At 60.9% G+C, this 18385-nt stretch carries 17 protein-coding genes; 5 read left to right on the top strand and 12 right to left on the bottom strand.

What is annotated here, in order from left to right:
• Positions 1 to 8 precede the first annotated feature (8 nt).
• Positions 9 to 938 carry a LysR family transcriptional regulator gene (locus ASD95_RS20600; RefSeq protein ID WP_056725223.1) on the top strand — a complete coding sequence of 310 codons (930 nt, stop codon included), beginning with the start codon at positions 9 to 11 and terminating at the stop codon, positions 936 to 938.
• 314 nt (positions 939 to 1252) lie between these two features.
• Positions 1253 to 1987, top strand: coding sequence for a helix-turn-helix domain-containing protein (locus ASD95_RS20595; RefSeq protein ID WP_056725222.1), 735 nt, complete (start codon positions 1253 to 1255; stop codon positions 1985 to 1987).
• 54 nt (positions 1988 to 2041) lie between these two features.
• Here the strand turns inward: ASD95_RS20595 and ASD95_RS20590 are convergent, their stop codons facing one another.
• The 6 genes from ASD95_RS20590 to ASD95_RS20565 all read right to left on the bottom strand — a co-directional run bounded on the left by ASD95_RS20590 (position 2042) and on the right by ASD95_RS20565 (position 8119).
• A complete protein-coding gene (locus ASD95_RS20590) occupies positions 2042 to 2995 on the bottom strand; it encodes an adenosine deaminase (RefSeq protein WP_008021924.1) in 954 nt (317 codons plus the stop codon).
• 82 nt (positions 2996 to 3077) lie between these two features.
• The gene (locus tag ASD95_RS20585; RefSeq protein WP_056725221.1) at positions 3078 to 4043 is read right to left on the bottom strand and encodes an isopenicillin N synthase family dioxygenase; all 966 of its coding nucleotides are present in this window, start codon (positions 4041 to 4043) and stop codon (positions 3078 to 3080) included.
• A gap of 160 nt (positions 4044 to 4203) precedes the next feature.
• A complete protein-coding gene (locus tag ASD95_RS20580; protein WP_056725220.1) occupies positions 4204 to 5286 on the bottom strand; it encodes a BMP family ABC transporter substrate-binding protein in 1083 nt (360 codons plus the stop codon).
• Between the two features lie 245 nt (positions 5287 to 5531).
• Complete coding sequence (locus tag ASD95_RS20575; RefSeq protein WP_008050330.1) at positions 5532 to 6890, bottom strand: 8-oxoguanine deaminase; 1359 nt, start codon at positions 6888 to 6890, stop codon at positions 5532 to 5534.
• Between the two features lie 163 nt (positions 6891 to 7053).
• A complete protein-coding gene (locus ASD95_RS20570; protein WP_056725219.1) occupies positions 7054 to 7743 on the bottom strand; it encodes an SDR family oxidoreductase in 690 nt (229 codons plus the stop codon).
• 19 nt (positions 7744 to 7762) lie between these two features.
• Positions 7763 to 8119 (bottom strand): MerR family transcriptional regulator, encoded by a 357-nt coding sequence (locus ASD95_RS20565; RefSeq protein WP_056726313.1) that lies wholly within the window; start codon positions 8117 to 8119, stop codon positions 7763 to 7765.
• Between the two features lie 82 nt (positions 8120 to 8201).
• Here ASD95_RS20565 and ASD95_RS20560 point away from each other — a divergent pair, with 82 nt between their 5' ends.
• A complete protein-coding gene (locus ASD95_RS20560) occupies positions 8202 to 8639 on the top strand; it encodes a hypothetical protein (protein ID WP_056725218.1) in 438 nt (145 codons plus the stop codon).
• Between the two features lie 64 nt (positions 8640 to 8703).
• Here the strand turns inward: ASD95_RS20560 and ASD95_RS20555 are convergent, their stop codons facing one another.
• The 6 genes from ASD95_RS20555 to ASD95_RS20530 form a co-directional block, all read right to left on the bottom strand.
• The gene (locus ASD95_RS20555) at positions 8704 to 9630 is read right to left on the bottom strand and encodes an ABC transporter permease (protein WP_056725217.1); all 927 of its coding nucleotides are present in this window, start codon (positions 9628 to 9630) and stop codon (positions 8704 to 8706) included.
• The gene (locus tag ASD95_RS20550) at positions 9630 to 10736 is read right to left on the bottom strand and encodes an ABC transporter permease (RefSeq protein WP_056725216.1); all 1107 of its coding nucleotides are present in this window, start codon (positions 10734 to 10736) and stop codon (positions 9630 to 9632) included. Before ASD95_RS20550 ends, ASD95_RS20555 begins: the two co-directional genes overlap by 1 nt.
• A gap of 11 nt (positions 10737 to 10747) precedes the next feature.
• The gene (locus ASD95_RS20545; protein ID WP_056725215.1) at positions 10748 to 12313 is read right to left on the bottom strand and encodes an ABC transporter ATP-binding protein; all 1566 of its coding nucleotides are present in this window, start codon (positions 12311 to 12313) and stop codon (positions 10748 to 10750) included.
• A gap of 539 nt (positions 12314 to 12852) precedes the next feature.
• Complete coding sequence (locus tag ASD95_RS20540) at positions 12853 to 13434, bottom strand: IMPACT family protein (RefSeq protein ID WP_056725214.1); 582 nt, start codon at positions 13432 to 13434, stop codon at positions 12853 to 12855.
• Positions 13435 to 13440: 6 nt separating this feature from the next.
• Entirely contained in the window at positions 13441 to 14091 is a 651-nt protein-coding gene (locus ASD95_RS20535) for a TetR/AcrR family transcriptional regulator (RefSeq protein WP_008050321.1), read from the bottom strand.
• A 72-nt stretch (positions 14092 to 14163) separates the two neighbouring features.
• The gene (locus ASD95_RS20530) at positions 14164 to 15084 is read right to left on the bottom strand and encodes a LysR family transcriptional regulator (RefSeq protein WP_056725212.1); all 921 of its coding nucleotides are present in this window, start codon (positions 15082 to 15084) and stop codon (positions 14164 to 14166) included.
• 139 nt (positions 15085 to 15223) lie between these two features.
• Here ASD95_RS20530 and ASD95_RS20525 point away from each other — a divergent pair, with 139 nt between their 5' ends.
• Both ASD95_RS20525 and ASD95_RS20520 read left to right on the top strand, forming a co-directional pair.
• Positions 15224 to 16573, top strand: coding sequence for an aspartate aminotransferase family protein (locus tag ASD95_RS20525; RefSeq protein ID WP_056725210.1), 1350 nt, complete (start codon positions 15224 to 15226; stop codon positions 16571 to 16573).
• Between the two features lie 74 nt (positions 16574 to 16647).
• Positions 16648 to 18141, top strand: a complete 1494-nt coding sequence (locus ASD95_RS20520) for a CoA-acylating methylmalonate-semialdehyde dehydrogenase (RefSeq protein ID WP_056725206.1) — start codon at positions 16648 to 16650, stop codon at positions 18139 to 18141.
• Positions 18142 to 18385: the final 244 nt, after the last annotated feature.

Here is an 18385-nt window from a genome sequence, read left to right as displayed (position 1 = left end):
GAGCTCTGATGCTGCGTTTCGATGACTTGCAGTTGTTTGTCCGGGCGGCGGACCTGGGCAGTCTGTCCGCCGCTGCGCGGGGCATGGACATGTCAGCGGCGGTGGCCAGCGCGGCGCTCAAGCGCATCGAACAACAACTCGGCGCCCGATTGTTGGCCCGCTCGACCCGCAGCCTGCGCCTGACCGCCGAAGGCGAGGGCTTTCTCGAATACGCCCGCGCGGCCCTGAGCAATCTCGACGAGGGCCGGCGATTGCTGGCCAGTGGTCAGGACCAGGTCAGCGGGGTGCTGCAACTGTCGGCGCCATCGGACTTTGGCCGCAATCTGCTGCTGCCCTGGCTCGACGAGTTTCAACGCGAGCATCCGAAACTCACCGTGCGCCTGCTGCTGGGGGACCGCATCGCCGACCTGTTCCGCCAACCGGTAGACATTGCCCTGCGTTACGGAGAACCAGAGGACTCCAGCCTGGTGGCGCTGCCCATCGCCCCGCAGAACCGCCGGGTGTTGTGCGCCGCTCCCGGCTATCTGGCCCGGCATGGCGAGCCGCGGCATCTGGAGCAACTGGCACAGCACAATTGCCTGTTGTACATGCTCGGCAGCCGGGTCCACGATCACTGGAGTTTTCACGACGGCAAGCGCGAAGTCAGCCTGACCGTCAGCGGCGATCGTTTCAGTGACGATGCCGATGTCGTGCGCCTTTGGGCCGTGGCAGGTGCCGGGATCGCTTACAAGTCCTGGCTCGATGTGGCCGCCGATGTACTGGCCGGCCGCTTGAAGGTGCTGATGCCGGAACTGCTCTGTGAGCGCGCACCGTTGAATCTGTTGTGCGCCCATCGCGCACAGTTGAGTAAGCCGGTGAACCTGTTGCGTGAAATGCTTGCCGGACGATGCGCCCTTTTGAGTAGTCAATTTCCGGGCTTATCGGATATCGATCATTAGTCGCACGAAAAAAGAGAAATTTCCCTCAGGAACGATCACCACCTACGCCGGGCGGAGGAAAGGATCCGCCGACCAACCCGCATATACTAGCGCCCTCATCATGTCAGTAGCGTCGATCCCCAATGGCGGGTCCACGTTCGAGTCGGCCCGGCTGAACGTCATCCTTCTGGCCTACGCAGCATCGACCAGGCAGCGCAAATGAGTGAGCAAGGCGTTGCCGGGCTTATGGCAGTTTCCACGGATTGGCCGACGACACATTACTGGTCAAGATTTCTCTGGGCAGTAGACGAAACGATTCAACAGGGAGTGAATACATGGAACATGCACCTTGCATCAGCCAGATCGCCACGTTGCTGGCTGACCCAAAGCGCAGCGCAATGATGTGGGCCTTGATGGATGGTTCGGCGCGAACAACCGAAGAGTTGGCATTGCTGGCCGGTCTGTCATCGTCGTCGGCCAGTGCACATTTGGGGCGTTTGTCGGCCGGAGGTCTGCTGAAGGTTGAAAACCGCGGCCGCAAACGCTTCTTCCGCCTGGCCGCTCCCGAGGTCGGGGCGGCAATCGAAGCACTGGCCAGCGCGACCTTCGCCAGCGCCCCCCAGGATATTCCGGACGTATTCAAGCGCAATGCGCCTCTGGTCAAACCCCGGGCGGTGCGTTCGCCATTGTTGAGTGCCCGACTGTGTGACGATCACATGGGAGGCACCCTGTCCGCCGATCTGTATCAGCGACTGCTCGAGGCTGGCTGGATCGAGCACTTCGATCAGCGGGTCACGGTCACCCTCAAGGGCGCGACGGAATTGGCGGCACGGGGAGTGTTCATCCAGGCGCTGACCCATCACAACGGCAGGGTTGCCTGCGCGTGCCCTGACTGGAGCGAAAGACGTCCGCACTTGGGTGGCTCGCTGGGCGCGGCATTGTTGCAGTTGTTCATGCAGTCGGGGTGGTTGAGCCTGCCCAACGATTCCCGAGCCTTGCAGGTGACGGCTTCCGGGCAACGCGAGATCTGTCGCTTTGCCCGGGAAACCGAGTTGGAGATGGCGCTTTAGTGCACCGTTGCGGGAGCGAATGTACTCACTCCCACGGGGCATTGGCGCCGAACCTTACGGTTTCACCAACCGCGCATCGAGGCTGTTCTGCGCCAGGCGCCTGGCCTGATCCTGGGTCATGCCCAGATGGGTGTGCAGTGCATGGAAGTTCTCGGTGACATAGCCACCGAAGTACGCCGGGTCATCGGAGTTCACGGTCACTTTCACGCCGCGTTCCAGCATGTCGAGGATGTTGTGCTGTGACATGTGATCGAACACGCAAAGCTTGGTGTTCGACAACGGGCACACGGTCAGCGGGATCTGCTCGTCGATGATTCGCTGCATCAGGCGTTCGTCTTCGATAGCGCGCACGCCATGGTCGATTCGCTGGATTTTCAGCAGGTCGATGGCTTCCCAGATGTACTCGGGCGGGCCTTCTTCACCGGCGTGGGCGACGGTCAGGAAGCCTTCGTGACGGGCACGGTCGAACACGCGCTGGAACTTGCTTGGCGGGTGGCCCATCTCGGAGCTGTCCAGGCCCACGGCGACGAACGCATCGCGGAACGGCAGCGCCTGGTCGAGGGTTTTCTGTGCTTCGTCTTCGCTCAGATGGCGCAGGAAGCTCAGGATCAAGCCACTGGTGATGCCCAGTTGCTGCTCACCGTCCTTGAGCGCGGCGGCGATGCCGTTGAGCACCACCTCGAACGGGATGCCACGGTCGGTATGGGTCTGCGGGTCGAAGAACGGTTCGGTGTGAATCACGTTCTGTTCCTTGCAGCGCAGCAGGTACGCCCAGGTCAGGTCATAGAAGTCCTGGGACGTGCGCAGCACATCGGCACCCCGGTAATACAGGTCGAGGAACTCCTGCAGGTTGTTGAAGGCATACGCCTTGCGCAAGGTTTCGACGTCGTTCCATGGCAAGGCAATCTTGTTGCGCTCGGCCAGGGCAAACAACAGCTCGGGCTCCAGCGAGCCTTCCAGGTGCAGGTGCAATTCTGCCTTGGGCAGGGCGTTCAGCCAGTCGTACATAATTCTTTTCTCATCAGGTGCAATGGTCGCCATTCTACAGAGGGTTGCCGCAACAATTGGTAAAACCTGACCAGGCGGTTCATCACATCGTTTCCAGTTCCCGTCGATAAGCGTAAGTATCGGCGAAGCGCGAGAGCAGGAACTCGGCGCAGGTGGTGGCCGGATATTTCGCCGGGTGCAATGCGTCCTGACAGCCGGGCAGGCAGTCGATGCGGGTGTCCGGGTGCGGTTCGGCGAAAAACGGCATCGAGTAACGATCCACGCCGAGGGGGCTGATCACCCGGTGCGGCGTCGACAGGTAACGGTCGTTGCTCCAGCGCGCCATCATGTCGCCGAGGTTGACCACGAACGTACCTTCGATCGGCGGTGCGTCGATCCATTCGCCTTTGACGTTGCGGACCTGCAAGCCACCGGCGGCGTCCTGATAGAGCAGGGTGATACAACCGTAGTCGGTGTGCGCCCCGGCACCTTGCTGCTCTTCGGAACTGGCGGTGTGGCGCGGCGGGTAATGAATCATCCGCAGTACGCTGACCGGGTCATTGAAACGTGTGTCGAAGAAATCGCGCTCAATCCCCAGCGCGATGGTCATGGCCCGCAACAGTGTTTGCGCCAGGGCTTGCATGTCGATGTAGTGCTGTTCCATCAACGCTTCCCAGCCGGGGATGGACGGATGGCGATTGGGCCCGCGCAAGGGTTTTTCCGCCAGTACGTCAGGGTGCCCGGCCGGCAGGTGCAGGCCCATGTCGAAGGTTTCCTTGAGGTCGCTGGGCTTGCTTGGGTCCAATTGCTCGGTGGCAATGGCGCCGTAACCGCGATGGTGACGGGTCTGGGTGATGTCGATCTTGAGCTTTTCGGCGGTGGGTTGGGCGAAGAAGCGCTTGGTATGGTCAAGCAGTTCGTCGATTCGCGCAGTGCTGATCGGGTGGCCCTTGATGTAGAAAAATCCCCACTCGCGGCAGGCGAGGTCGATTTGCCCGGCCACGGCTGGCCAGGCGGATGGGTCGTCGCTGTAGAGCGGGGTAATGTCGATGATGGGGAGTTGGTTCATGCGCAGTCCTTAAGAACGCTGAAGATCCAATGTGGGAGCGGGCTTGCTCGCGAAAGCGGTGTATCAGGCGACATCTATATCGACTGTGATGACGCCTTCGCGAGCAAGTCGGATCGCCGCACCGCCGCTCCCACAGGGGAGTTGTGCTGTGGCTGAGAACTTACTTCGGAATCTCGGCCTTCATGCCTTCCACGTAGTAATTCATCGACGCCAGTTCCGCCGTGGTCGCGCTCGCGCCCGCCGGGATTTTCTCGACCCCGGCCTGATCCTTGATCGGCCCGGTGAACAGTTGCAGCGCACCGCTCTTGATGTCGGCAATGAGCTGCTCGGCTTCGCTCTTCACCGACGCAGGCACCAGGTCGCTGATCGGCAGCTCAACGGTGCCTTCCTTCAAACCGCCCCAATAGTCCTGGGGTTTCCAGTCATGGTCGATCACGCTTTGGGTTGCCTGGACGTAGTGCGGGCCCCAGTCGTTGACGATGGAGGTCAGCACCGCTTTCGGCCCGAAGTGCGCCATGTCCGAAGCGTAGCCCACGGCATACACGCCGCGACGTTCGGCGGCCTGGATCGGCGCGGGGCTGTCGGTGTGCTGGAACACCACGTCCACGCCCTGGTCGATCAGTGCGTTGGCGGCGTCCGCTTCCTTGCCCGGATCGAACCACGAGTTGACCCACACCACCTTGATCTCGGTGCCGGGGTTGTACTTGTTCAGGGCCAGTTGGATGGCATTGATGTCGCGGATCACTTCCGGGATCGGGAACGAGGCGACGTAGCCGATTTTTTTGGTCTTGGTCATCTTCGCCGCGAGGAAGCCACCGACGTAGCGGCCCTCGTATGTCCGCGCCAGGTAAGTGCCGAGGTTCTTGTCCTGCTTGTAGCCGGTGGCGTGTTCGAAGGTCACCTTGGGAAACTGTTTGGCGACTTTCACGGTCGGGTTCATGTAGCCGAAGGAGGTGGTGAAGATCAGGTCGTATTTGTCCTTGGCCATGTTGCGGATCACTCGCTCGGCGTCGGCGCCTTCGGCGACGTTTTCCACGTAGTTGGTGGTGATCTGCGAGCCGAGTTTTTCCGCGAGTTCCTTGCGCCCCTGTTCATGCTGATACGTCCAGCCGTGGTCACCGATCGGACCGATATAGACGAAGCCGACTTTCAGCGGATCGGCGGCTGCGGCGGTCAGGCTGGCGCTCAAACCGATGGCTGCCGCAACGGCGCAAAGCAGCTTCTTCAACGGACGGTTGTGCATGAATTGGAACTCCATTTTGTTGTGAGGTTGGCTGGGCTCTCTGGCTTGCACAGGGCAATGCAAATTGCTGACCAACAAGACAACAAAACATGAATCCGCGGTGATGCTATCGCGAGCAGGCTCGCGACAGGTCCTTGAAGTCCGATAACAGTGCATGTCCTTGCACGGTTGCCATCCACTGGTGCGCCAATCCACAAAACCAATGTGGGAGCAAGCCCGCTCCCACATGTTTTACTCGGTGTTTGTCAGGTCCCTGCAATCAACTGTCGAGCCGCCTGGCTGTGGTCAGCAATCAAGCCTTTCAGATCCAGCCCTTCGACCTGCCCATCGATCACCCGCCACTTGCCGCCGACCATCACTCGATCCGCGCGATCAGCACCACACAACAGCAGCGCCGAGACCGGATCATGACTGCCGGAGAAGCGCAGTTCATCGAGCTTGAACATCGCCAGGTCGGCCTGCTTGCCCACCGCCAATTCGCCGATATCGGTACGGCCCAGCAGGCTTGCCGAACCCTTGGTCGCCCAGCCCAGCACGCGCTCCGGGGTGATCTTCTCGGCGCCGTAGCGCAGGCGCTGGATGTACAGGGCCTGGCGCGCTTCGAGCATCATGTTCGAGGCATCGTTGGACGCCGAACCGTCCACGCCCAAACCAAGCAAGGCACCGGCATCGGTCAATTCGATGCTCGGGCAGATGCCCGAAGCCAGGCGCATGTTCGAACTCGGGCAATGGCAAATGCCGGTGCCGGCGGCGCCGAGGCGGGCGATTTCGTCCGGGTTGAAATGGATGCCATGGGCCAGCCAGGTGCGCGGGCCGAGCCAGCCGACACTGTCCAGATAGTCCACGGTGCGCAGGCCGAAGCGTTGCAGGCAGAAATCCTCTTCGTCGAGGGTTTCTGCCAGGTGGGTGTGCAGGCGCACGTCGAGTTTGTTCGCCAGTTCGGCGCTGGCCGACATGATTTCCGGCGTCACCGAGAACGGCGAGCACGGTGCCAGGGCGATCTGGATTTGCGCGCCGTCACCGCGTTCGTGGTACTCGGCGATCAGGCGCTGGCTATCGGCGAGGATCACTTCGCCTTCCTGCACGGTCTGTTGCGGCGGCAAGCCACCGTCCTTTTCGCCGAGGCTCATGGAACCGCGGGTGAGCATGGCGCGCATGCCCAGCTCGCGAACGCTTTCGACTTGCACGTCGATCGCGTTTTCCAGACCTTCCGGGAACAGGTAGTGGTGGTCGGCGGCGGTGGTGCAACCGGACAGCAGTAATTCAGCCAACGCGACCTTGGTGGCGAGGGCGAGTTTTTCCGGGGTCAGGCGTGCCCAGACCGGGTACAGGGTTTTCAGCCACGGGAACAGCGGCTGATTGACCACCGGCGCCCAGGCGCGGGTCAGGGTTTGATAGAAGTGGTGATGGGTGTTGATCAGGCCCGGCAGGATCACATGTTCGCGGGCATCGAACACTTCATTGCACGGGGCGGACGGTTGTTGACCGGCGCCGAGTACTTCGACGATCAAACCGTCTTGCAGCACCAGGCCACCACGGGCATCGAGACCGTTGGAGGTGAAAATGGCGAGGGGATTCTTTAACCAGGTACGGGTCGCAGGCATGTTGGCCGGCTCCTCTGAAAGTTGGGTTCAGGGTTGCCAGCTCAGTGTTGCCCTGTCTGCTGATCCAGGTTCGCCGGGGAGGCGAGGTGCGAAGTGTCGATCAAAACGCTCTGGCGGGCAAGCCCAACCCGACAGGACAACACCCCCCTGTGGGCGGCGGTGATTACCAGGGAATGGTTTCGCCCCGGTAATTGATGAAGTGATGCCCGCCCTTGCCGACATACGCATTCACCTGATCGACCAGGCCACGGGTGCTGGTTTCCACGTCAATGTCCGCGCCTTCACCCCCCATGTCGGTTTTCACCCAGCCCGGGTGCAGCGACAGCACGGTGAGCCCGGTTTCGCCCAACTGAGTGACGAAGCTGTTGGTCATGGAATTCAGCGCCGCCTTGCTGGCCTTGTACAGGGCCAGTTCCGGCGCATCGGGCATGGTCACGCTGCCCAGCACCGAACTCATGAACGCCAGCACGCCGGTATCCGGGCGGATCCGGTCGACAAAACGCTGGGCCAGGTTGATTGGCGCCACGGCGTTGGTGAAAAACAGCTGGCCGACTTCGGCCATTGTCGCGCCGCCGTTCGGCGTCTGGACATCCGGCCCCTTGACCCCGGCATTGACGAACAACAGGTCAAACACATCCCCCTTGAGTTGTTGGCTCAGGGCGGACACCGCCTGCTGATCGTCCATGTCGAGCTTTTCGATCCGCACATCGCCCAGGGCCTGCAAGGCTTCGGCTTTTTGCGGGTCGCGCACGGTGGCGGTGACTTGCCAGCCATCGGCCAGCAGGGTTTTCACCAGCCCGAGGCCAAGCCCCCGGGAGGCGCCAATGATGAGTGCGGTTTTTGCCTTGGACATGAGTGGCTTCCTTGAAAGGTCAGGATTGTGGATTCAATGGACACTGTTGCCCGAGCCGTTGTTGCAACTCTTCGCGCAGCGCGCCGAGTTCGGCCATGCGGGTTTCGATCAGTTTGAGTTTGTCTTGCAGCAGCTGCGTGACGGCGGTGTCCGGATCGGGCGATTGCCAGATTGTAGCGACGCTGTTGCCTATCTCGCCGAGGGTAAAGCCCAGTCGTTGAGCGGTCTTGATGTATTGCACCAGTTGCACCACGTCTGGCGGATAGTCGCGATACCCGTTGGCGCTGCGTTGTGCCGCAATCAATCCGCGCTGCTCGTAGAAGCGCAGCGTGTCGCGGCTGACGGCGCTGGCCTGGGCTAATTCACCGATGCGCATCATGACGTCTCGAGGGGGCTTGACCCTGGAGCATACTCCAGGCTTTAGCCTTGTTGCTCCCTGGATTGATGGAGCAATGTCGATGTGGACTACAACGCAATATCGCCGGTTGGTGCAAGGCAGTGCCTGGTATGACCTGATCGTGACGGTCGCGTTCGTCACGCCGTGGAGTTTTGCTGCGTTGCATGGTCTTTTGACGGGGGTGAGCCAGGCGCTGAGTTTGCCCGGTGAGCTGCCACCGTTCGAACCGGTGCACATGCTGATGGCGAATCTGCTGGGGTCGATTGTCTGCGTATGGGCGGTGCTGCGGATTCGTGATCCGCAGCAGGTTTATGGGCGCTATGACGCCGTGGCCAGGTTTCTGTTCTCGACCTGGCAGGGTTATGCCCTGATCCAGGGCGCGAGTTCGCTGCTGGTGGTTTTTCTGGTGTTTGAATTGGCATGGGGCGTGGTTCAGGTGTTGCCTGTTCGGACGCCTTCGTCGGAACGCCGCCCGGAGCAAGCCCGCTCCCACATTTGACCGAGTTCACACCCATCCAGTGTGGGAGCGGGCTTGCTCGCGAAGAGGCCAGACCAGACAACCACTAATGCCCAGCCTGCCACGGCTGCCCCAATGACACTGGCGCATACAACCGTGTGCGCAGCGCATCCCGTGACAGCAGCACCAGCACCACAATGGTCGCGACATACGGCAGCATCGCCAGCAGACTGGACGCAATCGCCAGTCCCAATCCCTGCGCCACCAGGTGCAGGATGCTGGCGAGCCCGAACAGGTAGGCGCCGAGCAGCAGGCGCCACACCCGCCAACTGGCGAACACCACCAGCGCCAGGGCAATCCAGCCACGCCCGGCGCTCATGTTCTCCGCCCACATTGGTGTGTAAGCCAGGGACAGATATGCCCCGGCCAACCCAGCCATCGCACCGCCGAACAACACCGCCAGCGTGCGCACAGCCAGCACCGGCAAGCCCATGGCGCTGGCCGCATCCGGGTTTTCCCCGACCGCCTGGATGATCAGCCCGGCGCGGCTTTTCAGAATCACCCAGGCCACCAGCGCAAACAGCGCGAACGACAGATACACCAACAGGTCCTGGGCAAACAGCATCCGCCCGATCAGCGGGATTTCACTCAGGTAGGGAATCGCCATCGGCTCGAACCCCGCCAGTGGTTTGCCGACCCACGCTGAGCCGACGAAGGTCGACAGGCCCACGCCGAAAATTGTCAGGGCCAGGCCGGTGGCCACCTGATTGGCGTTGAACACCAGTGCCACCAGGGCAAACAGCGATGACAACAGCATCCCGGCGAGCATCGCCAGCAACACGCCGAGCCACAGGTGGCCGGTGTTGAACGCGACGATGAAACCGATCACCGCGCCAAACAGCATCATGCCTTCCTGGCCGAGGTTGAGGACGCCGCTTTTCTCGCAGATCAGTTCCCCCAGCGCCACCAGCAGCAACGGCGTACCGCAGCGGACCATGGCGTAGAAAATATTGCTCAGCAGATCGATATCCATCACAGCGCTCCTGCTTGTACGGCGGTGGTTTGTGCGCGGCGGGTCCAGCGCAGGTTCAAGCGCGGTCGGTAGAGGATCAGCACATCACTGGCCAGCAGGAAAAACAGCATCATGCCCTGGAACAATTGGGTGATCGCTTGCGGCAGGTTCAGGCTCATTTGTGCGCTTTCGCCGCCGATGTACAGCAGCGCCATCAACAGGCTGGAAAACAATATGCCGACAGGATTCAGACGGCCGAGAAATGCCACGGTGATCGCCGCATAGCCGTAGCCCGGCGAGACCTGCGGCACCAGTTGGCCGATGGGGCCGGTAACTTCGCAAACACCGGCAAGCCCCGCCAGGCCGCCGCTGATCAACAGAGCGAGCCAGATCAGACGCTTCTGGCGAAAGCCGACGAAACCGGCGGCCCGCTTGTCCAGCCCGAGCACCTTGATCTGGAAACCGACAAAGCTTTTTTGCAACAACACCCACACGGTCACCAACACGAGCAGGGCGAAGTAAACCCCGGCGTGGACCCGGCCATCTTCCATCAGCAGCGGCAAGCGGCTGGCGTCGCCGAACATCGCCGATTGCGGAAAATTGAAACCTTCCGGATCTTTCAGTGGCCCGTGCACGCAATACAACAAAAGGTTCAGGGCGATGTAATTGAGCATGATGCTGGTGAGGATCTCATTGGCGTTGAAGCGCGTGCGCAACCACGCCGTCAGCCCGGCCCACGCAGCTCCGGCCAAGGTGCCGGTGAGCAAGATCAGCACCAGCGCCCAGCGACTTTGCATGTCGACGATGTTCACTGCCAGCGCACTGCCGGCCAACGCACCGAGCAGCAGTTGACCTTCGGCACCGATGTTCCAGATGCGCGCCTGATAGGCGACGGCCAGGCCCAATGCGCAGAGCAGAATCGGCAGGGCTTTGACCAGCAGTTCAGATACGCCATACAGGTCGCTGACCGGTGCAATCAGCAAGGTGTGCAAGGTCAACAGCGGGTCGTGCCCGAGCGCGATAAACAATAAGGATCCACAGCCCAGGGTCAGTGCAGCCGCCAGCAACGGCGAGCACCACAGCATCAGGCGCGATTGCTGGCCGCGGGGTTCAAGAGAAAGCAGCATGTGACACTCCGTTAACGCGTGGCGGATGCGAGTGATTGAGGGGCACCGAACTGGCCGGCCATCCAGCCGCCGACATCGCTCAGGCGGGTATCGACGGTAGCGTGGAGCGCCGACAGTCGACCGCCGCACAGGGCGCCAAGGCGGTCGCTGATCTGGAACAGTTCGTCGAGGTCTTCGGAGATCACCAGGATCGCCGCGCCGGCATCGCGCAAGGCAATCAAGGCGCGGTGAATGGTGGCGGCGGCGCCGACGTCCACGCCCCAGGTCGGGTGTGCGGCGACCAGCAGTTTCGGACGCTGAAGGATTTCCCGGCCAAGGATGAATTTCTGCAAATTGCCCCCGGACAGGCTGCGGGCCGGCGCCTGGCTATCGGGTGTCTTGACCCCGAAACGGCGGATGATTTCCTCGGCCAGTGCTTCGACTTTGCCGCGCCGGATCAGGCCGTTGCTCACCAATCCTTGCTGGAAAGCGGTCAGCAGCGCGTTGTCCGCCAGGCTCAGCTCCGGCACCGCACCATGACCCTGGCGTTCGGCGGGGACGAACGCCAGGCCGAGTTGGCGGCGAGCATCGGGACGCAAATGGGCGACTGGCTCCCGGCCAAAACTTATCGTTGCGCTGGCGTTGCGGGGCAACAGTTCTTCGCCGCTGAGCAAGGCCAGCAACTCATCCTGGCCATTGCCGGCGACACCGGCGATGCCGACAATTTCACCGCGGCGCACTTCAAGGTCGATGTTGGCAAGCGAGCAGCCGAACGGGTCCGGGTTGTGCCAGGACAAGCCACGGACATCAAGGAACGCATCACCTCCGGTAACCTTCGGATAGTCAGCGATCAACTCCGCGGCTTCACCGACCATCAAGCGCGCCAGTTGCTGATCCGAACACTCGGCCGGCACGCAATGCCCGGCCACCCGACCGCCTCGTAAAACCGTTGCACTGTGGCACAACGCGCACACTTCCCCGAGCTTGTGGCTGATGAACAAAATGCTGCAGCCTTCGGCGGCGAGCCGGCGCAGGGTAACGAACAAGTCATCGGCCTCCTGCGGGGTCAGCACTGAAGTCGGTTCATCGAGAATCAACAGACGGATGTCCTGCATCAGGCAGCGAATGATTTCCACCCGTTGCCGTTCACCGATCGACAGGCTGTGGACAAGTCGCTCCGGTTCCAGCGCCATGCCATAGCGCCGGGACACTTCGCGAATCTTCGGCTCAAGCTGTCTGGGCGTGCCTGCCGCCGCGCCCATGGCCAGGGCGATGTTCTGCGCCACGCTCAGGGTCTCGAACAGCGAGAAATGCTGGAACACCATGCCGATTCCCAAACCCCGGGCCTGGGCCGGGTTGCGCAGGCTCACCCGCTGACCTTGCCAGATCACTTCGCCGGAATCGGCGTGGGTGACGCCGTAGATGATCTTCATCAGCGTGCTTTTTCCCGCGCCGTTTTCCCCGAGCAGGGCATGGATCTCGCCAGGGGCAATGGTCAGGTCGATGGCATCGTTGGCCAGGCAACCGGGGTAGCGTTTGCTGATTCTGCGCAGTTGCAGGCGCGGAACCGTATCGGGGATTGGAGCGTGATTGGGCATGACAGGCTCAGTGCTGTTGGACTTGTGCCTGTGGATAAAGCAATTTTCTGGCCATTAGGTCAGGAAAACCTCGAAGCCCTGCGAGTAGAGGCGTTGAGTACGCAGCTTTCGGATGCGCTACGCAGAGTCCGGCACCACATGGGGGCAATGGCGCAAATCAAGCCCCTATTTTGCTCGCGTGCTTTTGCTCAAAAAATGAGCAATCAACCACAAGCCATACCGTGCAGGGCGCCGAGACGGCCATGAACGGGTTATCCACAGATTGCTCCACAGTATTTGTGTGCAAGCTCAGAGCACGGGCATAAGCACTGAGTGGCTTTCTTCTAAAGGCGATAAACCGTTGTAACTGTTTGTTTTTATTTGAATTTGATGTGCTTGATGGCAGATTGGACGAAAATTGAGCAAAGTCCGCAAAGCCGCATGACAGAAGGGTTACAGCGGTATGTGCTCAGGTTATCCACAGCCGGGTGCACAGCAGATGTGGGCAAATATGGAATAAGTGAAAAGCCGGCGTGCCCCAAAAGATCGCAGCCTGTGATTCAGCGCTGTAACAGAATGCGCCCGCGACTCAAATCGGCCAGTTGTGACTGCAAGGTGTCGATCTGCGCATCGCCCACGGCCAACAGCAACTCGACACCATTGGCGGTGAAGCTCTCATCCACAACCAATCCACCTGCCTCTGCCACCCGCAGCTTGACCAGGGCCAGCTCGGCAAATCCGCACGCGCAACGCAGCGGAACCCGGCTGATCAGCTCGATCTTCGGCGCAGCTTGCAGGCATTTGTTTGCACCCCCGCCATAGGCTCGGGCGAGCCCCCCGGTGCCCAGTTGGATGCCGCCATACCAGCGAATCACCAGCACCGCGACCTGATCGCAATCCTGTGCCTCGATCGCTGCCAGAATCGGCCGGCCTGCCGTACCGCCGGGCTCGCCATCATCGGTGCTGCGATACTGATCGCCGAGTTTCCAGGCCCAGCAGTTGTGCGAGGCATTCAAGTCGCTGTGCTGTTCAATGAACGCCTGGGCCTCGGCCGGGCTGGAGATCGGCGCGGCGAAGGTCATGAAGCGGCTCTTGCGAATCTCTTCGCGGTATTCGCAAAAACCGCTGAGGGTAAATGGCATAAGTGCTTAGATGGCAGGTTTCAGGCCGCAGCCCTTGAGAATGATGCGGATCAGGTTATCCCCGGCGTCTTCCATGTCTTGCTTGGTCAACCTGGTGCGCCCGGTGACGCGGCAGATCTGCGTGGCGAAGTCGGCGTAGTGCTGGGTGCTGCCCCACAACAGGAAGATCAGGTGCACCGGATCGACCGGGTCCATTTTACCGGCGTCGATCCACGCCTGGAATACGCCCGCACGCCCCTGGAACCAGGCGCGATAATCCTGGTTAAAGTACTCGGTCAGGCACTCGCCGCCGCTGATGACCTCCATGGCAAAAATTCGCGAGGCTTGCGGCTGGCGTCGGGAGAACTCCATTTTCGCGCGGATGTAGCGGGTCAAGGCTTCGCTCGGATCGTCCTCGGCGGTGAGGGTGTTGAAGGTACTGTCCCACAGCTCGATGATGTTGCTCAGCACCGCCACGTACAAACCAAGCTTGTTGGTGAAGTAGTAATGCAGGTTCGCCTTGGGCAGCCCGGCATTCTGGGCGATGGTGTTCATGCTCGTGCCTTTGTACCCGTGACGGGCGAACTCGTCTTCGGCGGCTTTGATGATGGTCTCTTCGTTTTTCTGACGAATGCGGCTGACGGGTTTTGCGCCGTGGGCAGGGACTTCAAAGGTCATAGGCACTTCCGAGAAGATGAGTGGGTGCGGCCAGTGCGTTGATAGCGTACCGGCAGGCTACAGACAAGTCTTTCAGCGCGTCGCCGCCAGACTCTCCAGAAAGCTTTCCAGCACAAGATGTGGGCGACGACCCTTGCGGGTGACCGATGCAAGGCTGAGATCATAGAAACGCGTTTTGGCTTTCAATGCGCGCAACCGGCCTTGCTGCACCCAAAGACTCGCGTAGTGATCCGGCAGGTAACCGATGTAGCGCCCGGTCAGGATCAGGAACGCCATGCCTTCGCGGTCCGAGGCGCTGGCGGTGCAGTTGAGCGCCTGGTAGTGAGCCTGGATTTCCGCCGGCAAACGGAAGGTGGGTGCGATGGCGTCCTGACTGTTCAGGCGTTCGTCGTCCAGCTGCTTGTCGTCGACATAAAACAGCGGGTGCCCGACTGCGCAGTACAACAGCGACCGCTCGCTATACAGCGGTTGATACTCCAGCCCCGACAGTGCGCTGGCCTGCGGTACCACGCCGACGTGCAGGCGACCGTCGAGCACGCCTTGTTCGACTTCATTGGGCGCGATCATGCGGATCTGGATCTGCACGTCCGGGCCGCGTTCTTTCAATTGCGCAAGGGCATGGGTGATGCGCATGTGGGGCAGGGTGACCAGGTTGTCCGTCAAGCCGATGATCAATTCGCCGCGCAAGTGCTGGTGCAGGCCATTGACCTCGGTGCGGAAGCTTTCCAGTGCACTTAACAGCTGCAACGCCGATTGATAGACCTCGCGGCCTTCTTCGGTCAGGGAAAACCCGGCACGTCCCCGTTGGCACAGGCGCAGACCGAGGCGCTGCTCCAGATCGCTCATCTGCTGGCTGATCGCCGAGCGCCCGATGCCCAGTACGGTTTCCGCCGCAGAGAAGCCGCCGCATTCCACCACGCTGCGGAAAATCCTCAGCAGGCGAATATCAAAGTCGCTGACCTGGGCCAGCGGATCGGGACGACGAGAGCTCATGCGGGTTACTCAAAAGTTTAGTAATGGGCTGACTGAACATTAGAAGAGTTGCATTTCACAGACTTTATCTCCGTGGCAATTTAGCTGCAACAACGGTTTTCAATCATTACGCCGCTTATTGCCTTGCGAGGTTTTGCCCATGAACTTGCCTGAAAACGCCCCGACTTCCCTGGCCAGCCAGCTCAAGCTCGATGCTCACTGGATGCCTTACACCGCCAACCGCAACTTCCAGCGCGATCCACGGCTGATCGTTGGCGCCGAAGGCAGCTGGCTGATCGACGATAAGGGCCGCAAGGTATATGACTCGCTGTCCGGTCTGTGGACCTGTGGCGCCGGGCACACCCGCAAGGAAATCCAGGAAGCGGTCGCCAAGCAGCTGGGCACCCTCGATTACTCGCCAGCCTTCCAGTACGGTCATCCGCTGTCCTTCCAGCTGGCTGAAAAAATCACCGACCTGACCCCGGGCAACCTGAACCACGTGTTCTTCACCGACTCGGGCTCTGAGTGTGCTGACACTGCCGTGAAGATGGTCCGTGCCTACTGGCGCCTGAAGGGCCAGTCGACCAAGACCAAAATGATCGGCCGTGCCCGTGGTTACCACGGTGTGAACATCGCCGGCACCAGCCTCGGTGGCGTAAACGGCAACCGCAAGCTGTTCGGTCAGGCGATGATGGACGTCGATCACCTGCCGCACACTTTGCTGGCAAGCAACGCTTACTCCCGTGGCATGCCGGAGCAGGGTGGTATCGCCTTGGCTGACGAACTGCTGAAGTTGATCGAACTGCACGATGCGTCGAACATCGCGGCAGTATTCGTCGAGCCATTGGCCGGTTCCGCTGGCGTGCTGGTTCCGCCTCAGGGTTACCTCAAGCGTCTGCGTGAAATCTGCGACCAGCACAATATCCTGCTGGTGTTCGACGAAGTGATCACCGGTTTCGGCCGTACCGGCACCATGTTCGGTGCTACCACCTTCGGTGTGACCCCGGACCTGATGTGCATCGCCAAGCAAGTCACCAACGGTGCGATCCCGATGGGCGCGGTGATTGCCAGCTCCGAGATCTACCAGACCTTCATGAATCAGCCGACACCTGAATACGCGGTTGAATTCCCCCATGGCTACACCTATTCCGCGCACCCGGTGGCTTGTGCCGCTGGCCTGGCAGCACTCGACCTGCTGCAAAAGGAAAACCTGGTGCAGAGCGTGGCCGAAGTCGCGCCGCATTTCGAAAACGCGCTGCACGGTCTCAAGGGCACCAAGAACATCATCGACATCCGCAACTTCGGCCTGGCCGGCGCGATCCAGATCGCCCCTCGTGACGGCGATGCCATCGTGCGTCCGTTCGAAGCCGGCATGGCGCTGTGGAAAGCCGGGTTCTACGTACGCTTCGGCGGCGACACCCTGCAGTTCGGCCCAACCTTCAACAGCAAGCCGCAGGACCTGGATCGTCTGTTCGACGCGGTCGGCGAAGTGCTGAGCAAGATCGACTGATTTCTCCTTCTATATACCTACAAGCAACAGGTGCTCCGAAGCGAGCACCTGTGGACAACTTTTCAGGAGCTTCCATGAGCGTTATTCCGCATTTGATCAATGGCGAACTGGTGACCGAGAACGGTCGCGCGGTTGATGTGTTCAACCCGTCTACCGGCCAGGCTATCCACAAGCTGCCGCTGGCGACCCGCGAAACCATCCAGAGCGCTATCGACGCGGCCAAGGCTGCATTCCCGGCCTGGCGCAACACGCCGCCGGCCAAGCGTGCCCAAGTGATGTTCCGCTTCAAGCAACTGCTGGAGCAGAACGAAGCGCGCATCTCGCAATTGATCAGCGAAGAGCACGGCAAGACCCTGGAAGATGCTGCCGGTGAATTGAAGCGCGGCATCGAGAACGTCGAGTTCGCTTGCGCGGCTCCGGAAATCCTCAAGGGCGAGTACAGCCGTAACGTCGGCCCTAACATCGACGCCTGGTCGGACTTCCAGCCGCTGGGCGTGGTTGCCGGTATCACGCCGTTCAACTTCCCGGCCATGGTGCCGTTGTGGATGTACCCGCTGGCGATCGTCTGCGGCAACTGCTTCATCCTCAAGCCATCCGAGCGCGACCCGAGCTCGACGTTGCTGATCGCCCAGCTGCTGCTGGAGGCTGGTCTGCCGAAAGGCGTGCTGAGCGTGGTGCATGGTGACAAGACTGCGGTGGACGCATTGATCGAAGCGCCGGAAGTCAAAGCGCTGAGTTTCGTTGGTTCGACGCCGATTGCCGAATACATCTATTCCGAAGGCACCAAGCGCGGCAAGCGCGTACAGGCACTGGGTGGTGCGAAGAACCATGCGGTGCTGATGCCGGATGCGGATCTGGATAACGCTGTCAGCGCACTGATGGGCGCGGCCTACGGTTCCTGCGGCGAGCGTTGCATGGCGATCTCGGTAGCGGTGTGTGTGGGTGACCAGGTCGCGGATGCATTGGTGGCCAAACTGGTTCCGCAAATCAAGGCGCTGAAAATCGGTGCCGGTACCAACTGCGGCCTGGACATGGGCCCACTGGTGACTGGCCAGGCGCGGGACAAAGTCAGCGGTTATGTAGAAGACGGCGTAGCCGCCGGCGCGACACTGGTGGTGGACGGCCGTGGCCTGACCGTCGCTGGTCACGAGGAAGGCTTCTTCCTGGGTGGTTGCCTGTTCGACAACGTCACGCCAGAAATGCGCATCTATAAAGAAGAGATCTTCGGGCCGGTGCTGTGTGTTGTTCGGGTCAACAGCCTGGAAGAAGCCATGCAACTGATCAACGATCACGAATATGGCAACGGCACCTGCATCTTCACCCGTGACGGCGAAGCGGCGCGGTTGTTCTGCGACGAGATCGAAGTCGGCATGGTCGGTGTCAACGTACCGCTGCCGGTGCCGGTGGCTTATCACAGCTTTGGCGGCTGGAAGCGTTCGCTGTTCGGCGACCTGCACGCCTATGGCCCGGATGGCGTGCGTTTCTATACCCGCCGCAAGGCCATCACCCAGCGCTGGCCGCAGCGTGCGAGCCATGAAGCTTCGCAGTTCGCGTTCCCTAGCTTGTAAGTAGAAGGGTAAAGAAGGCCGGCCCTTGTGGCCGGCCTTCGCGTTTCTGGGGCTTTTTGAGCTATATGACAGTTTTATGAAAATAGTTGTTGACGGCAGATTCTGGAAGCCTATAATTCGCCCCACTTCCGGCGCAGTCGAAACGGAAAACTCCTTGGCAAACAATGAGTTACGCAGTTTTCGACAGCAGGTTGCTTCAGTTCATCGAAGCCGAAAGGTTGCTTCAGTTCATCGAAGCCGAAAG

The organism is Pseudomonas sp. Root71 (assembly GCF_001429045.1).
GTDB classification, from domain to species: domain Bacteria; phylum Pseudomonadota; class Gammaproteobacteria; order Pseudomonadales; family Pseudomonadaceae; genus Aquipseudomonas; species Aquipseudomonas monachiensis.
The sequence above is the reverse complement of the archived record's forward strand: the minus strand, read 5'-3'. Positions and strand labels throughout refer to the sequence as shown.

Coding starts and splice junctions, on each gene's coding strand:
- ASD95_RS20530 (WP_056725212.1), bottom strand. CDS start 15,084: ATGAGCTCTCGTCGTCCCGATCCGCTGGCCCAGGTCAGCGACTTTGAT.
- ASD95_RS20580 (WP_056725220.1), bottom strand. CDS start 5,286: ATGCACAACCGTCCGTTGAAGAAGCTGCTTTGCGCCGTTGCGGCAGCC.
- ASD95_RS20540 (WP_056725214.1), bottom strand. CDS start 13,434: ATGCCATTTACCCTCAGCGGTTTTTGCGAATACCGCGAAGAGATTCGC.
- ASD95_RS20545 (WP_056725215.1), bottom strand. CDS start 12,313: ATGCCCAATCACGCTCCAATCCCCGATACGGTTCCGCGCCTGCAACTG.
- ASD95_RS20590 (WP_008021924.1), bottom strand. CDS start 2,995: ATGTACGACTGGCTGAACGCCCTGCCCAAGGCAGAATTGCACCTGCAC.
- ASD95_RS20535 (WP_008050321.1), bottom strand. CDS start 14,091: ATGACCTTTGAAGTCCCTGCCCACGGCGCAAAACCCGTCAGCCGCATT.
- ASD95_RS20525 (WP_056725210.1), top strand. CDS start 15,224: ATGAACTTGCCTGAAAACGCCCCGACTTCCCTGGCCAGCCAGCTCAAG.
- ASD95_RS20595 (WP_056725222.1), top strand. CDS start 1,253: ATGGAACATGCACCTTGCATCAGCCAGATCGCCACGTTGCTGGCTGAC.
- ASD95_RS20550 (WP_056725216.1), bottom strand. CDS start 10,736: ATGCTGCTTTCTCTTGAACCCCGCGGCCAGCAATCGCGCCTGATGCTG.
- ASD95_RS20575 (WP_008050330.1), bottom strand. CDS start 6,890: ATGCCTGCGACCCGTACCTGGTTAAAGAATCCCCTCGCCATTTTCACC.
- ASD95_RS20560 (WP_056725218.1), top strand. CDS start 8,202: ATGTGGACTACAACGCAATATCGCCGGTTGGTGCAAGGCAGTGCCTGG.
- ASD95_RS20600 (WP_056725223.1), top strand. CDS start 9: ATGCTGCGTTTCGATGACTTGCAGTTGTTTGTCCGGGCGGCGGACCTG.
- ASD95_RS20565 (WP_056726313.1), bottom strand. CDS start 8,119: ATGCGCATCGGTGAATTAGCCCAGGCCAGCGCCGTCAGCCGCGACACG.
- ASD95_RS20585 (WP_056725221.1), bottom strand. CDS start 4,043: ATGAACCAACTCCCCATCATCGACATTACCCCGCTCTACAGCGACGAC.
- ASD95_RS20570 (WP_056725219.1), bottom strand. CDS start 7,743: ATGTCCAAGGCAAAAACCGCACTCATCATTGGCGCCTCCCGGGGGCTT.
- ASD95_RS20555 (WP_056725217.1), bottom strand. CDS start 9,630: ATGGATATCGATCTGCTGAGCAATATTTTCTACGCCATGGTCCGCTGC.
- ASD95_RS20520 (WP_056725206.1), top strand. CDS start 16,648: ATGAGCGTTATTCCGCATTTGATCAATGGCGAACTGGTGACCGAGAAC.